Source organism: Campylobacter massiliensis (assembly GCF_014253065.1).
Lineage (GTDB): Bacteria > Campylobacterota > Campylobacteria > Campylobacterales > Campylobacteraceae > Campylobacter_A > Campylobacter_A massiliensis.
This window is the reverse complement of sequence record NZ_JACLZK010000001.1, coordinates 1,218,782-1,232,727: the sequence shown is the minus strand read 5'-3', so window position 1 is coordinate 1,232,727 and position 13,946 is coordinate 1,218,782. Positions and strand designations below refer to the sequence as shown.

The 13,946-nt window shown below is 46.0% G+C and carries 14 protein-coding genes; 8 read left to right on the top strand and 6 right to left on the bottom strand.

All coding sequences use genetic code 11. The features are described 5' to 3' along the window. Positions 1-9: 9 nt before the first annotated feature. Complete coding sequence (locus tag H7R39_RS05925; protein WP_185898359.1) at positions 10-690, top strand: type 1 glutamine amidotransferase domain-containing protein; 681 nt, start codon at positions 10-12, stop codon at positions 688-690. Then, the gene (locus tag H7R39_RS05920; RefSeq protein ID WP_185898358.1) at positions 690-1,202 is read left to right on the top strand and encodes an SRPBCC family protein; all 513 of its coding nucleotides are present in this window, start codon (positions 690-692) and stop codon (positions 1,200-1,202) included. Before H7R39_RS05925 ends, H7R39_RS05920 begins: the two co-directional genes overlap by 1 nt. 258 nt (positions 1,203-1,460) lie before the next feature. On the opposite strand, the gene H7R39_RS05915 is transcribed toward H7R39_RS05920, so the two are convergent. The 3 genes from H7R39_RS05915 to sodB all read right to left on the bottom strand — a co-directional run bounded on the left by H7R39_RS05915 (position 1,461) and on the right by sodB (position 5,105). Continuing rightward, the gene (locus H7R39_RS05915) at positions 1,461-3,566 is read right to left on the bottom strand and encodes a ribonucleoside triphosphate reductase (RefSeq protein ID WP_185898357.1); all 2,106 of its coding nucleotides are present in this window, start codon (positions 3,564-3,566) and stop codon (positions 1,461-1,463) included. Positions 3,567-3,899: 333 nt separating this feature from the next. Then, positions 3,900-4,265 carry a hypothetical protein gene (locus H7R39_RS05910; protein ID WP_185898356.1) on the bottom strand — a complete coding sequence of 122 codons (366 nt, stop codon included), beginning with the start codon at positions 4,263-4,265 and terminating at the stop codon, positions 3,900-3,902. A gap of 189 nt (positions 4,266-4,454) precedes the next feature. Beyond that, entirely contained in the window at positions 4,455-5,105 is a 651-nt protein-coding gene (gene sodB / locus H7R39_RS05905) for a superoxide dismutase [Fe] (RefSeq protein WP_185898355.1), read from the bottom strand. 355 nt (positions 5,106-5,460) lie between these two features. Between sodB and H7R39_RS05900 the strand changes: the two genes are divergently transcribed. The 6 genes from H7R39_RS05900 to H7R39_RS05880 all read left to right on the top strand — a co-directional run bounded on the left by H7R39_RS05900 (position 5,461) and on the right by H7R39_RS05880 (position 11,088). Continuing rightward, positions 5,461-6,459 (top strand): DctP family TRAP transporter solute-binding subunit, encoded by a 999-nt coding sequence (locus H7R39_RS05900; protein ID WP_185898354.1) that lies wholly within the window; start codon positions 5,461-5,463, stop codon positions 6,457-6,459. Positions 6,460-6,465: 6 nt separating this feature from the next. Then, positions 6,466-7,008: a TRAP transporter small permease gene (locus H7R39_RS05895; RefSeq protein ID WP_185898353.1), complete on the top strand. Its 543-nt coding sequence runs from the start codon at positions 6,466-6,468 to the stop codon at positions 7,006-7,008. Between the two features lie 9 nt (positions 7,009-7,017). Beyond that, complete coding sequence (locus H7R39_RS05890) at positions 7,018-8,301, top strand: TRAP transporter large permease (protein ID WP_185898352.1); 1,284 nt, start codon at positions 7,018-7,020, stop codon at positions 8,299-8,301. Positions 8,302-8,596: 295 nt separating this feature from the next. Next, positions 8,597-8,977 (top strand): hypothetical protein, encoded by a 381-nt coding sequence (locus tag H7R39_RS11290; protein ID WP_228724733.1) that lies wholly within the window; start codon positions 8,597-8,599, stop codon positions 8,975-8,977. Positions 8,978-9,034: 57 nt separating this feature from the next. Further along, positions 9,035-9,856: a sensor domain-containing diguanylate cyclase gene (locus tag H7R39_RS11630; RefSeq protein WP_407644564.1), complete on the top strand. Its 822-nt coding sequence runs from the start codon at positions 9,035-9,037 to the stop codon at positions 9,854-9,856. A 104-nt stretch (positions 9,857-9,960) separates the two neighbouring features. Next, complete coding sequence (locus tag H7R39_RS05880; RefSeq protein ID WP_185898351.1) at positions 9,961-11,088, top strand: hypothetical protein; 1,128 nt, start codon at positions 9,961-9,963, stop codon at positions 11,086-11,088. Positions 11,089-11,264: 176 nt separating this feature from the next. Here the strand turns inward: H7R39_RS05880 and H7R39_RS05875 are convergent, their stop codons facing one another. Genes H7R39_RS05875 through H7R39_RS05865 form a run of 3 tightly spaced genes read right to left on the bottom strand, consistent with a single transcriptional unit; the run spans position 11,265 to position 13,904 of the window. Further along, the gene (locus H7R39_RS05875) at positions 11,265-11,414 is read right to left on the bottom strand and encodes a hypothetical protein (RefSeq protein WP_009494881.1); all 150 of its coding nucleotides are present in this window, start codon (positions 11,412-11,414) and stop codon (positions 11,265-11,267) included. 16 nt (positions 11,415-11,430) lie between these two features. Then, positions 11,431-13,278 carry a mechanosensitive ion channel domain-containing protein gene (locus H7R39_RS05870; RefSeq protein ID WP_185898350.1) on the bottom strand — a complete coding sequence of 616 codons (1,848 nt, stop codon included), beginning with the start codon at positions 13,276-13,278 and terminating at the stop codon, positions 11,431-11,433. Continuing rightward, positions 13,275-13,904 (bottom strand): carbonic anhydrase, encoded by a 630-nt coding sequence (locus H7R39_RS05865; protein ID WP_185898349.1) that lies wholly within the window; start codon positions 13,902-13,904, stop codon positions 13,275-13,277. The genes H7R39_RS05870 and H7R39_RS05865 overlap by 4 nt, the downstream gene beginning before the upstream one ends. Positions 13,905-13,946 lie beyond the last annotated feature (42 nt).

Sequence of the window (13,946 nt, the reverse complement as noted above, 5' to 3'; positions counted from 1 at the left end):
GGAGAGAGTATGAATACGATTTTTTCAATATTAATCGTTGTTACGACGTTTTCTGATGTTAGCGATCATCAAAAAACTGGCGTTTGGTTTGAGGAGTACGCAGTGCCGTATCAAATTTTCCAAGAGCAAGGCTACAACGTAACCGTCGCTACGATTGACGGTAAAGAGATACCTATCGATCCAAGAAGCATGCCCAAAGATAAACAAAAATGGGGAAAAGAGCTTGAGTCTTTAAAATATAGCGTAAAGATAAGTGACGTCGATCTAACGAAATTTGACGCGGTTTATATCCCGGGCGGACACGGAGCTATGTATGACTTGCCAAAGAGCAAAGACGCCATCAAAGCCATAGAGTATTTCGCGAACCAAAATAAGATAGTCGCGTCAATTTGCCACGGCCCTGCAAGCCTAATAAACGTAAATTTAGCCGATGGCACGCCGTTTGTCAAAGGCAAAACCCTAACCAGCTTCACAAACGACGAGGAAAATACGGCAAAAGTAGTCCCTGAAAATGAGTTGCCGTTTATGCTAGAAACAGAGCTTACGAAAAAAGGCGCAAATTTCGTCGCGGGAGCAAAATGGAGCGGTCACGTAGAAGTTAGCGGCAATCTAATCACCGGTCAAAACCCTATGTCGTCAAAAAGCGTAGGCTTGACGATAGTAAAAGAACTAGAAAAAAGAGGAAAATAATGCATCAAATAGTATGGCCAAAGGGCTTTGTTCCGAGATTTGCGGATAATTTTGTATCAAATGAGATGATAATAAAGGGGCTGTCTTTAAGCGACGTTTGGGAAAATTTAGTAAACACCGCGATTTGGACGAAATACTACTCAAATATGGCGGACGTGGGGTTTTACGATCAAGAAGGTGCTCGTTTAAAAGAAAACTCTAGGTTTAAATTTAAAACTTTTGGGTTTCCGATCGAGGCTAAGATCACAGAATTCGTGCCCTCTTTTGACGGAGAGCCTGCGCGTATAGCTTGGCATGGCTGGAACGAGACTAAAAATAAAGACGAGAGGCTAGACGTCATTCACGCGTGGCTTTTGGAGGAACTTCCGGGAGGCAGGGTGAGAATTTTGACCCAAGAGACTCAAAACGGCAAACCCGCGGTAGAGCTTGCCAAAACCAGACCAAATCCTATGCTAAACGGCCATCAAGCTTGGTTGGACGGGCTGATAGAATTTTCTTTAAAAAATAAATAGATAGCGGGCTTTATCGGCGGTTAAATTTTGACTGCCGATAAAGCCGATTTAAATTATCTCGCAGTCTTCGCATCTAAATTTTACTTCTTATACATAACGCCGTGCGATAAGCCAAATCAAAGCGCTCGGCGTGAAATGATCAAATTTGCCCCGCCTATTTTGACTCGGGCGAGGCCAAATTTAGTTAAATTTTGATTTTATATGAAACACGGAGTCAAATTTGAGCGGTAAAGCCTAGCTTCGCCGCTCAAATTTATCCTATTTTACGCTATTTTCAGCCTTAAATTTAGCCAAAAGCTCCTCGTCGCATTTCGGGCAGTATTCGTGCTCGCCGCTGATGTAGCCGTGTTTGGCGCAGACGCTAAAGACCGGCGTTATCGTGATATAGGGTAGCTTGTAGTTGTTTACCACGCCGCGCACGAGATCCTTGCAGGCCGCAGCCGAGCTGATACGCTCCTTCATATACAGGTGCAGCACCGTACCGCCGGTGTAGGAGCTTTGCAGTTCGTCTTGCAGATCGAGCGCCTCGAACGCGTCGTCGGTGAAATTTGCCGGTAGCTGCGTGGAGTTGGTGTAGTAGATATTTTCGCCAGATCCTGCTTGGATGATATCGGGATATCGCTTTTTATCCTCTTTAGCAAAGCGATATGTAGTGCCTTCGGCAGGCGTGGCTTCGAGATTATAAAGGTTGCCTGTGCTCTCTTGAAATTCGCGAATTTTACCGCGCAAAAACTCTATCATCTCGATCGCAAATTCTCGCCCAAAATCGGTCGCTATGTTTTCCTTGTCGTTCGTGAAATTTCGCAAAAGCTCGTTCATGCCGTTGATGCCGATGGTGCTAAAGTGGTTGTTAAAGTGCTTTAGATAGCGTGCGGTGTACGGATATAGGCCGCGCTCGTACATCTCCTGGATAAAGGCGCGCTTTTTTTCGAGCGTGGATTTGGCTAAATTTAGCAGATACTCAAGGCGCGTGTAGAGCCCCTTTTTATCGCCTTTATATAGATAGCCCAAGCGAGCTAAATTTAGCGTCACGACGCCGATGCTGCCGGTCATCTCTGCACTACCGAACAGCCCTCCGCCGCGCTTTAGCAACTCGCGCAAATCTAGCTGCAAGCGGCAGCACATCGAGCGTACGTGGCCGGGTTTATAGGCTTTGTCGTTTGCGACGCGGTTGCCGTTTTCATCGGTCGTATACTGGCTGCCGACGAAATTTTGAAAATAGCTCGAGCCCATTTTCGCCGTGTTTTCAAAAAGCACCTTCGCCACCTCACTGTCCCAGTCGAAGTCCTCGGTGATATTTACCGTCGGAATCGGGAAAGTAAATGGCTGCGAGCACTTGTCGCCCTCGGTCATGATCTCGTAAAACGCCTTGTCGATGCGGTTCATCTCTGGCTCAAAGGCGCGGTAGGTCATATCGGTTAGCTTGTTAAAGCCGCGCTTGGCGGCCTCCTGCGCTAGCTCGGCATCCTCTAGATCGCTAAATATATGCCTATCCTCGCGCGTAGGGATCTGGTCGCGCAGATCGGACGGGCAGGTGATATCGATCGTTACGTTGGTAAACGGACTCTGGCCCCAGCGAGCCGGCACATTTAGGTTAAAGATAAAGCTCGTTATCGCCTTTTTGATCTCTTTGTCGCTTAGCTTGTCGCGAAAAACGTAAGGTGCAAGATATGTGTCAAAGCTGCTAAACGCCTGCGCGCCCGCCCACTCGCTTTGTAAAATTCCTAGGAAATTTGCCATCTGATAAAGCGCTTCGCGGAAGTGCTTGGGCGCCTTACTCTCGACTCTGCCGCGCACGCCGTTAAAGCCCTCGTTTAAAAGCGCCCTTAGGCTCCAGCCAGCGCAGTAGCCGGTGAGGCAGTCAAGATCGTGGATGTGATAGTCGCCGTTTCGGTGCGCGAGCCCCTCTTCTTTGCTATACACCTTATCTAGCCAGTAGTTGGCGATGACCTTGCCCGCGGTGTTGTTGATGAGGCCGGCGTTTGAGTAGCTAGTATTTGAGTTGGCGAGAATTCGCCAGTCGGTGCCGTTGATGTACTCGCTGATGGTTTGGGTGGAGTTGATGTAGGTCGTATCTTCGTTTAGTCCTAAAATTTGCTCGCGCTGAAGCTTGTGCGTGTGGCGGTAGAGCATAAAGCTCTTCATCACGTCGAAGTGCCCCGCATTAAAAAGCGCCTTTTCGATGTAGTCTTGCACGTCCTCGACGCTCAAAACTTCGCTATCAAACACGTGCCCCATCACGTCTAAAAAGACCTTGTCGTCGTACTCTTTTGACTCGCTTTCAAAGGCTTTTTTGATCGCGTCTTGGATTTTATACGGGAGGTATTCTTGCTTCGTGCCGTCGCGTTTTAGGATAAATTTCATTTCGTTCCTTACGTTAAATTTTGGTGGTAAATTTGACGAAAGTATAGGCAAAGTTGGCTTAAAATTTAGTGACCAAAATTTGCTCTCCGGGCATTTTGAAAATGTCATTTTTAAGTTTAAAATAGCTTTGAAAGCGCGTATATTTAGGGATTTTATAGAGAGCTAATAAATTTTAAGACAGAGCCGTTTTTGATAAGAGATATTAAATTTGAGCAAATTTAAAATAGAGCTATAAAGCAAGCGAAAGTTCAAATTTGACGAGATTTTGCGGGAGTTAAATTTGATAAATTTGAGCAGGAGAGAGCCCCGCCGTAAAATTCGGCGGGAAAGTTTTTATTCGTCGTATCTTAAGAAAATATCCTCGCCGCCTTTTGCAAGGTTTAGGATACCTTCGCCGCGTTTAAACGTTATCTCTGTACCGATATCGTCGTTCGCTAGTCTTACGCCGCTTGCTGTGACTGCGTTTTTAAGGTTGATTTTGTGACCTTTGCTGTCTTCTAGCAACGCGGTGTTAAATTTATCGGTAGAGCTTAGTCTAACGATGTATTTCGGGTCGTTTACGCCCGTAAATTTAATAACTTCAGCTTCTGATTTGGTGATTTGCGCTTTGTTTGCGCTCTCGCTTTTGTGCGCGTGGCAACCGCTAAGCATAGCAACTGCAGCAAAAGCCGCCAAAGATGAAACTAAAAACTTCTTCATTTTCGTCCTTTTTTGTGAAATGAGACTCGAATATTACTTCAAAATAGTTTATATAAAGTAAACTTAGCCAAGAAGGAGTCGTTGCTCAAGGCTAAATTTACTCGCGGGCTTACGCTTGTTTAGAAAAACAAGCCGCCGCAAATTTATCGCCGCTCTTAAAAAACTCGCGAAACCGGCGAATTTTCGGCATTAATGACAACCGCAACCGCAGCAAGATTTAGCACCGCCATGAAGCTCGGAAACGTAAAATTTAACCGAATTTAGCCCCTCTTTTAGCGCCCACTCGTAAGCGCTCGAGACGAAATCCCAGTTGATATTTTCAAACAACTTTTCCAAATACGCCGGGCGCGCGTTTCTGTAGTCGACGTAGTATGCGTGCTCCCAAACGTCCGCGACTAGAAGCGGCACGAAGCCGTCCGTTACCGGAGTTTGCGCGTTGCTTGTTTGTACGATTTGAAGTTTGTCCTCTTTTGGATTATAAACTAGCCACGCCCAGCCGGAGCCAAAAAGCGTAGTCGCAGCCTTTAAAAACTCCTCTTTAAAATTTGGAATATCTTTTTCCAAGCGAGCTTTTAGCTCGTCGCTCATTTGGCTTTTTTTCGCGATGCAATCCCAGTAAAAGTCGTGGTTATAGACCTGGGCCGCGTTGTTAAACACGCCGCCGGAGCTTTTTGTCAGGATATCAAAGAGGCTAGCGCCCTCAAACTCGGTACCTTTTATCAAATTATTTAAGTTATTGACGTAGGTTTGGTGGTGTTTGCCGTGGTGGTAACTACAGGTTTCCTCGCTAACGACTGCGTTTGCTTTCGGATCGAAAGGCAGTTTTCTAAGTTCAAACATAATTTTTCCTTTGTAATAAAATTTATCCGTATTATAGCAATAAAATAGTAATTAATTTATTAACGCGCAAACTAACCCGCCTATGCTTCCGTTTTATCAAATTTAACTCCTCTCGCCGCACAAAAAGGTCAAATTTGATAAAATAATGTGTATTTTCGTAACATTTAGTCTTTTTAGCGTTAGATTTTACTTTGGCCTGCTCTCAAATTTGACGGTCAAATTTGAGATATTGTTACTTATTTACACACAAATTTGAAATTTATTGCAAAAAGTCGAAACATTTTCACGCAGCCGCTTTTTTATGAATTATAATTGCACCTAGCTGAACTAGCTAATCTTTTAAAAAGGATCACAGATGAAAATTAAGTTACTTTCCGCACTGCTTCTTTCTTGCGCGCTTGCGGGCAGCGCGTTTGCCGCAGGCAAAACATACACGATCAAATTTGCCCACGTAGTGGCCGCCTCTACGCCAAAAGGCAAGGCTGCCGATTTTTTTGCTAAACGTGTCGGCGAGCTTAGCGGCGGAGCGATCAAGGTAGAGGTATATCCTGCCGCATCGCTGATGGACGACGATAGAGTTTTTGGAGCGCTAAAGCTTGGCAACGTACAGATGGCTGCGCCTAGTTTTTCTAAATTTACGCCGATAGTACCGCAGTTTCAGCTATTTGACCTGCCGTTTATCTTTAGAGACAACGCTCATCTTTACGCTGTTCAAGACGGCGAAGTCGGACAAGCTCTAAAAGATATGATCGCTAAAAAAGGCTTCATCGCGCTTGATTTTTGGGACGCGGGATTTAAGCACTTTAGCTCAAGCAAAAAGCCTATCGTAGAGCCTGAGGACGCTAAGGGGCAAAAATTCCGTATCCAAAGCTCAAAAGTGCTTGAAGAGCAGATCAAAGTAGTCGGCGGCAACCCGCAAGTATTGCCGTTTTCAGAGGTTTATCCAGCCCTTCAACAAGGCGTAGTCGATGCGACGGAAAACCCGCTTTCAAATTTCTATAACTCCAAATTTTACGAAGCGCAAAGCTCTTTAACGCTATCAGGCCACGGATATTTGGGATATTTAGTCGTTATGAGCGAGAAATTTTGGAAAGGTTTGCCTGATGATATGAAGGCTCACGTAACGCAAGCTCTAAAAGAGGCTACGGCTTATGAGCGCGAAGAGACGGCTAAAGAAGAGGAGCACATCTTAAGCGAGCTTAAAAAATTCGCAAGCGAGAGCAAAAAGCTTGAGATAATCGAGCTAAACGCCGATCAAAAGAGCAAATGGGCAGAGGCTATGAAGCCGATTTATCCGAACTTCTACAACGTGATCGGTCAAGACCTAGTAGAAAAAACGATAAATACGAAGTAGGCTTTTATGGGTAAATTTTTTGAGATTTTAGATGTCGGCATCGCCTCGGTAAACAAAACCGTAGCTGTGCTAGGCATCGCCGCAGGCACGCTGCTAGCCTTTGTTAACGTAGTGATGAGATACTGCTTTAACACAGGCTGGTCGTGGGCGGGCGAGCTAACTAACTATCTTTTTATCTGGTCGGCGTTTTTTGCCGCCGCTTACGGCTTTAGAAAAGGCATACATATCTCGGTTACGATTTTGATCGAGAGATTTCCCGCTCCTATCGCCAAAGCCTACCTCATCTTCGCAAACATCCTAACGACGGTATTTTTGATGTTCGTCGTGGTTTATAGCGTGCAGTATCTGCAGGTGATGTACGAGCTTGATTTCATAAGCGTGGATCTAGGCGTGCCGCAGTGGGTACCGATGCTAGTACTTCCGATAGCGTTTTTAGGCGCCAGCTACCGCGCCGGCGAGAAAATTTACCAGATCGCTATGACGCCTTCGGATAAAGTCATTATAAACAACGAAGCCGAGATGATACGCGACTCGGTCAAGAAAAGCTAAGGAGAGCCTATGACCATCGCATTTTTGTTTATTTCGCTGTTTGGCCTTATGCTTATAGGCGTTCCCGTCGCCGTTTCTCTAGGAGCCAGCACGGTTATTACGATGCTTCTTTTTACGGATCTTGACGTCGCAACGATACCTCAGCTCATCTTTGACGGTATCAATAAATTTGCCCTCATGGCGATCCCGATGTTTATCCTAGCCGGAAATTTACTGAGCAAGGGCGGTTCTGCTAGACGCATTATAGATTTTGCTAAATCCATGGTCGGACACCTACCGGGCGGACTGCCGATGAGCGCGATATTTGCGTGCGTTATATTTGCCGCAGTTTCTGGCAGCTCGCCAGCTACGGTCGTAGCGATAGGCTCTATCATGTTCGTCGCCATTAAAGAAGCGGGTTATCCGAAAGAGTACGCCGTGGGCGGCATCACCACCGCAGGCTCTCTAGGCATTTTGATCCCGCCTTCTGTCGTTATGATCGTTTACGGCGTGACGGCCGAGGTCAGTATCGCGCAGCTATTTATGGCGGGCGTGGTGCCTGGACTGATGCTAGGCGGTATGATGATAGCGCAGACTTATATCGGAGCAAAAAGGCTTGGATTTAAAGCTACTACGCCCGAGCCTTGGAGCGAGCGAGTAAAAAAATTCGGCAAGGCGTTTTGGGCGCTGTTAATCGTAGTAGTCGTTATCGGCGGTATCTACGGCGGCATTTTCACCCCGACCGAGGCTGCGGCGGCGAGCGCTATATATGCGCTGATTATTTCGCTATTTGTTTATAAAGATATCAAATTTAAAGACCTGTGGGATATCTGCCTAGAGTCTGCGATCACGACGGCGATGATATTTTTCATCATCGCAAACGCGGTCGTGTTTGCGTATCTGCTAACTAGCGAAAACATCCCGCAAACGATAGCGGACAGCATCCTAGCCGCAAATATCGGCAAAATAGGCTTTCTAATCATCGTAAACGTCCTGCTTTTCATCATGGGACAGTTTATGGAGCCGTCATCGGTCGTTATGATCATGGTGCCGCTGCTACTACCGATCGCGACTGCGCTAGGCGTGGATCCGGTGCACTTTGGCATCCTGCTAATCGTGAATATGGAAATCGGCATGATCACGCCGCCGGTCGGACTAAATTTATTCGTCGCAAGCGGCCTAACCGGCATGAATCTAAAAGACGTCATCGTCTCATGCTTGCCGTGGACTTTGACGCTATTTGTCGGACTCATCCTGGTGACATACATCCCAGAAATCTCGCTTTGGCTACCGAGGCTGATGTACGGAGGCTGATTTAAATTTGCAAATTTACGGCGACTAGCGTGAGCTTATACGGCTCGGCGACCCGCCGTAAACTATATACTCCTTTAGTTGCCGATATTGTGTTCAGGCTTAAATTTCTTGATGTTTTTGTGGTTACGGCGGATTTTGTAAAATCGACAAAGTCCGTCGCCTTTTTTCGTCGAATTCACATCCGAATTAACCGTCAAAATTTATAAATTTGATTTCATGCCCCTATCCGCCCAAAAGCCGCTTTAAAGCTGACCTGCTGTACCATAGTCGAAAAACAAAAAAAAAGGGGGGAATCATGTACCGCGTCAAACTGCATATTTGTTTAACCCAGGATATAAAAAATAAGCTTGAGCAATACAGAAATATCCCGCCCAGACCGCGCTTTGAACACGAATTTAAGATCCTGCAAAGCGCCCACGACATCCCCTCGCCCATCCCTGACGAACACCAATACCTAATCATCGCAAGCGAGAACTGCGGATTAAATTTATCCGAGCTAAAAAACCGCATAGGCGAAAACGGCTTTTTGGCGATTTACGCGAGAGACTCGGACAAGATAACCGGCGAGCAAAAAGATGCCGCCGATGAAATTTGGCTTGAAAGCGCAAATTTAGACGACTTTTACTTTGAAAAAGCGCTAAATTTAATCGCCGAGCGCAAAGAAGCGTGGCTGTAAAAAACTTGGCTACAAACGCTGATAAACTCATCTCCCGATATGATCTGGTTTAAGGATATGGGCGGGCTACATCTAGAGGTAAACGACGAGTTTTGCGAGGTCGTAAACAAGCCAAAAGAGCTCGTGCGGGGCAAAGATCACTACTACATCTGGGATATCCCAAGAGAAATCTACGAGCAAACGGACTACGTCTGCGTCCAGACCGAGGACGACGTCGTCGCAGCGCGTAAGACCTGCCTTTTTGACGAGGAGGTTATGCGCGCGGACGGCAAACTAAGCAAGCTAAAAACGTATAAAACGCCGATATTTGACGGAGAGACGATCATCGGCACCGTCGGCATCGCGCGCGACGTGACGAAAGAGCACGAGTATCTGCAAAACATCGAGTACCTAGCCCACTACGACCAGCTCACGGGGCTAGCTAACCGCAACCAGCTAGACGCCTTTTTAGACGGGCTAAAAACGGTGCGTATGAGCATACTTTATATGGATCTGGATCGCTTTAAGCAGGTAAACGACGAGCACGGACATCAGGCGGGCGACAAAGCCCTGGTCGCGATCGCTGGACTGATAAAGGAAATTTTTGCCGACGCTATGAACGTGCGTATCGGCGGGGACGAGTTTATATCGATATTTACCGACGGAGCGACTGCGCAAAGCATCGCGCCTAGGGTGCAAATTTTGATCGACCGATTTTTTAAAATTTGTCAAGAAAATCCGCTATTTAACAGACTATGCGTGAGTGCGGGTATCGCAGAGGACAGGATAGGGCCTAACTCCTTTGATCTACTGCTGCAGAGAGCCGACGATGCTCTTTATAAAGCAAAGCACTCGGGTCGCGGCACGTACTGCGTAAGCCCGCGGAAGGATTTTGAATAAAATAAATTGCTTACTAACGAGCAAGCTACGTTAAATTCTTCGCACTAAATTTTTCTCAAATTTTGCCGATATCGTTAGAAAGCCAAATTTTAAAAGGATTTTAGATGATAGGCGGCGTAAACGGATTTAACGCAAATACAAATTTAGATTTTAGCGGCGCTCGCGGGCAAAATTTAAAAGCACGTGAGGAAAAAGAAGCGGCGAATTTGATGTCAAATTTGACGGTACAGATTAATTACGATACGGTAAATCCAAGCGAATTAGACTACAACCAACTAAAAATTTGGGCGGATAAGGTTGATCCAGAAAAACTAACGGGTAAAAATTTAAGCATGTGGCTGGGCGTAAAAATGGGGTTTAAAAAGACTGTGGATGATTGGCGCAAGGAGCTCGGACTAAAGCCTGACGAACCGGTATTTGCAAGGAGGATATTTTCTCTAAGCGGCTACACGAGAGACGACAAAATCAGCATCTGGGGCAAATTAAACGGACTTGATCCAAGCGTGAGCAAAGAACAAGCCGCCGAGCTAAAAAGCTTCGTAGATAGCACGCAAGCTCTGATCGCGCACGCGGGCGATCCGTCCGATATATTTAGACAGGACGTCTTTAGCGTGGATAAGTTTTTGAGTAAATTTAATGTCGATTTGGGCGGGTTTGGCCCGGGGCTTGGCATGCGTAGCGGCAGCGGCCTGATAATGGACGCCAAGGCCTCGAAGCTGCTGGATTCAGATATGAGCGAAGAGGAGTTTAAAGATAAATGGCTCGAGTACGCGGCAAATAAAATCCTAGGCGAATACGCAAACGTCAAAATTTCGCTCAAGGACGGCGCGCTAAATTTCGACCAAACGCCCGCAAAAGAGCGTATTACGCTTCTTGGGCAAGATCTCGAAACTCGCGTGAGCTACGCAGACGAAGCGAGCAAAAAAGAGTTTTTTAAATTTCTAAAAGACGTATTTAAAAACGGCGAGAGTATCGGAGACGCGCTACAAAAAATCGCGCTAAAAAAGGGCGATTTTGACAAAACGGTCAAAGAGGAAGCGCAAGCAGACGCCGCCAAAGAAAAGAAATTTAAACCGATCAAAGCGACGAGTAAAAGCCAAACCTATGTTTATAGGGATATAAAACGCGAGTTTTTCGAGAATTTTATCAAAGCCGAACAAGAAAAAGGAACGGACGTAACCAGGCTTTTAGAGGCTCTAAATAAAATCCGAAAGCTAGATATAAATGCCTAAATTTGAAGGCGGCGGTTGCTAGGATAATTAAAAAAGACGAATTCGTATGTTAGTCCAAATTCGGCTCAAAAATTAACTGAAATCACGCGCCGAATTTGCTCGTAAAAGCTAAATTTAAACGCTCCAAATTCGGCCTGCCGGCAAATTTACCACGCAAAGCCGAATATGAGCGCAAATCACATCTCGTAGCTATCCTCTTCGTCTTCGTCGCCGTATTCGTAGTCATTCTCGTCGTAGTTGTAGCTGTATCGCTCGGATCTTTCGTCGTCAAATTCGGAGTATTCCTCCTCTAGATCTTCCTCTTCGTAGTCAAATTCTTCGCTCATTTTTTCTCCTTTAAAATTATTTTTTCACTTCTTCGACGTATAGGCTCTGGCTAGGGAAGGCAAATCCAAGCCCGTTGGCCTCTACTATATTCATTATTTTTAGCATCACGTCCTCTTTGACGGCCAAAAACTCGCCCCAAACTATCGTCTTTGAAAAGCAGTACACGAGGATATTTATCGAACTATCGGCAAACTCGTCCACTACGACGAATAAATTCGACTTATACCCCGCCAAATCGTCGATCGAGACGATACCGCGGTCGTATCGGCTAGCCTTTTTAGAGCCCATATCGTCGCCCTTTGCGATGTCTGGATGGTCGATTAGCATCTGTTTGATCTCATCGACGCACTTTTTGATCTGCTCGGTCGTGGCGCTATATTCTAGTCCGATTAGCATCCTTATACGTCGTCCCATCTTTCGCCTGCTCCAGTTTCGGATCGGATCGCTGGCTAGCTTGGAGTTTGGCACGAAGATAAGGGCGTTGTCAAAGGTTCGCACGGTCGTTTTTCTAAGTCCGATCTCCACGACCGTTCCCTCGATATCGCCACATACGATCCAGTCGCCTTGCGAGAACGAGTTGTCAAAGAGCAGCATGACGGAAGCAAAGAAATTCGCCAAGATATCCTTAGTCGCAAGAGCTACCGCGAGGCCGCCGATACCAAGAGACGCGATGATGGCGCTGACGTTAAAGCCGAGCTTGCTAAGCACGATAAGTAGCGCGATAACAAAGATGATGAAATAAATGATCTTTAGGATCAAATTTATCACCTCTTTGCGCCCGCTTTTTTTAGTGAGTTCGTTGATGAGCACCATGCCGTAGCCGTTTAATACGCTAAGTATGAGCCACGTGACGGCGATAACGAAAGTGATCGTGAGGAAATTTGCAAATTTTATCGGCATAGGAGCCGGATAATACGCGATCGAGACGCAAATATCTATCGCATAGGCGATGAGGGTGAGCAACATCGGGCGTTTGATGATCTCAACGATGCGCCCTTTCGTCTGTCTATCCGAGTCGTGCTTGACAAAAAATTTCATTAACGCCCACAGCGTGAGCTTACTAAGCAGCGTCGTAAACGAGACAAAAAACAAAAATACGACGAATATAATCGCAGCCTTGCCGACGTTAAATTTGCTCGTAAACGATGCTTTTTCGTTGATAAAATCAATCGCCGTTTTTAAATTTAGCTCGGAGATGATGTAGTTTGACGTGAGCAGCTCGGCGTTATCGCGCAGATAGTGAAGTATCTCCTCAAGCGTCTTTTTATGCGCTTCTAGCGCATCTAGCTCGCCTTTGTGCGCCAAGGCTACTTCTTCGCTTAGCGAGTCTTTAAAGGCCTTAAACTGCGCGTAAAACTCGGTCTGAAAGCTAAGCAGCGTCTCCTCGACGGCAAGTTTGACGTTTACGGCTTTTCCGCCCTCTTTAAAGATATTTTCCAAATTTAAAAGCGAGGAGTAAAACAGCTCGTCAAGCCGCATGCGCTCGAGCTCGAGCATATTTTTGACGTATAAATTTTGATTGCTAGAGTTTTTTAGCTTTTTGGTTTTCGTCTCTAACTCTTGCATATCTTGTTTGAAATTTTGTACCTGCTCCTCGTCGATTTCGATTTGCATGACGAGATAGGGGATCTGCTCGATCAGTTTTTCTTTTTTCTCTAAGACCGTTCTAAAAAGCACGTTTTTGTCGGCGGTTTCGTTGTTTTCGGCCGACTGAGCCTTGATAACGGCGATCTGCGCGTTTGCTTCGTTTATTTGATTTACGACACTTAGGATATCCGTGGCGTTTAGGTCGTCGATTTTGGTATTTGCTAGTAAATTTAAGCCAAAGCACAGTGCAAAAACGGCGGCTAAAATTTTTCTCATTTCTCGACTCCTAGCAGTTTAAAGCTCTTTGTTGCGAAGTTATAGTTGTAGATTTCGCCCGTTTCTATTATGTAGTGCCAGGCGTAAATTTTTAGCTCCTCGTCTTTAAATTTAGCCTTGACGTCGGGGTAGCTCAGTAAATTTTCAAACGAATTTACGAGGCTTAAGCGCTCGGTTAGCCACTCTCTTTTTGCGATATTGTCGCCGAAAAGCTTTTGTACGCGCTTTTTTACCGGCTCAAGTAGATCAAGCCAGCGCTTTACGTTTGGCGTTTTGCTAAATTTAGCCTCATCCATCCATAAAGCCGCGCAGCCGCCGCAGTTGCTGTGCCCGCAGATGATGACGTTTTGCACGTTTAGCGTTTGCAAGGCGTACTCGATCGCCGACGTCGTAGCCAAAAACTCCTCGCTTTTGCGGTACGGAGGCACGATATTTGCGATATTTCGCACGACGACGAGGTCGCCCGGAACCGTGTTTGTTATGAGGCTAGGCACGACGCGCGAGTCGATACAGCCGACAAAAAGAGTGTGCGGCGTCTGCTTCTCGCCCAGGCTTTCAAAAAGCTCCTTATGCTCTAAAAAATCCTCTTCCATAAATTTAACCGCGCCGTCTAAGATACCTTGCATCTGCTTTCCCGTATAAAAAATTATAAATATTATATCAAAAAC

Coding starts and splice junctions, on each gene's coding strand:
- H7R39_RS05925 (WP_185898359.1), top strand. CDS start 10: ATGAATACGATTTTTTCAATATTAATCGTTGTTACGACGTTTTCTGAT.
- H7R39_RS05920 (WP_185898358.1), top strand. CDS start 690: ATGCATCAAATAGTATGGCCAAAGGGCTTTGTTCCGAGATTTGCGGAT.
- H7R39_RS05915 (WP_185898357.1), bottom strand. CDS start 3,566: ATGAAATTTATCCTAAAACGCGACGGCACGAAGCAAGAATACCTCCCG.
- H7R39_RS05910 (WP_185898356.1), bottom strand. CDS start 4,265: ATGAAGAAGTTTTTAGTTTCATCTTTGGCGGCTTTTGCTGCAGTTGCT.
- sodB (WP_185898355.1), bottom strand. CDS start 5,105: ATGTTTGAACTTAGAAAACTGCCTTTCGATCCGAAAGCAAACGCAGTC.
- H7R39_RS05900 (WP_185898354.1), top strand. CDS start 5,461: ATGAAAATTAAGTTACTTTCCGCACTGCTTCTTTCTTGCGCGCTTGCG.
- H7R39_RS05895 (WP_185898353.1), top strand. CDS start 6,466: ATGGGTAAATTTTTTGAGATTTTAGATGTCGGCATCGCCTCGGTAAAC.
- H7R39_RS05890 (WP_185898352.1), top strand. CDS start 7,018: ATGACCATCGCATTTTTGTTTATTTCGCTGTTTGGCCTTATGCTTATA.
- H7R39_RS11290 (WP_228724733.1), top strand. CDS start 8,597: ATGTACCGCGTCAAACTGCATATTTGTTTAACCCAGGATATAAAAAAT.
- H7R39_RS11630 (WP_407644564.1), top strand. CDS start 9,035: ATGGGCGGGCTACATCTAGAGGTAAACGACGAGTTTTGCGAGGTCGTA.
- H7R39_RS05880 (WP_185898351.1), top strand. CDS start 9,961: ATGATAGGCGGCGTAAACGGATTTAACGCAAATACAAATTTAGATTTT.
- H7R39_RS05875 (WP_009494881.1), bottom strand. CDS start 11,414: ATGAGCGAAGAATTTGACTACGAAGAGGAAGATCTAGAGGAGGAATAC.
- H7R39_RS05870 (WP_185898350.1), bottom strand. CDS start 13,278: ATGAGAAAAATTTTAGCCGCCGTTTTTGCACTGTGCTTTGGCTTAAAT.
- H7R39_RS05865 (WP_185898349.1), bottom strand. CDS start 13,904: ATGCAAGGTATCTTAGACGGCGCGGTTAAATTTATGGAAGAGGATTTT.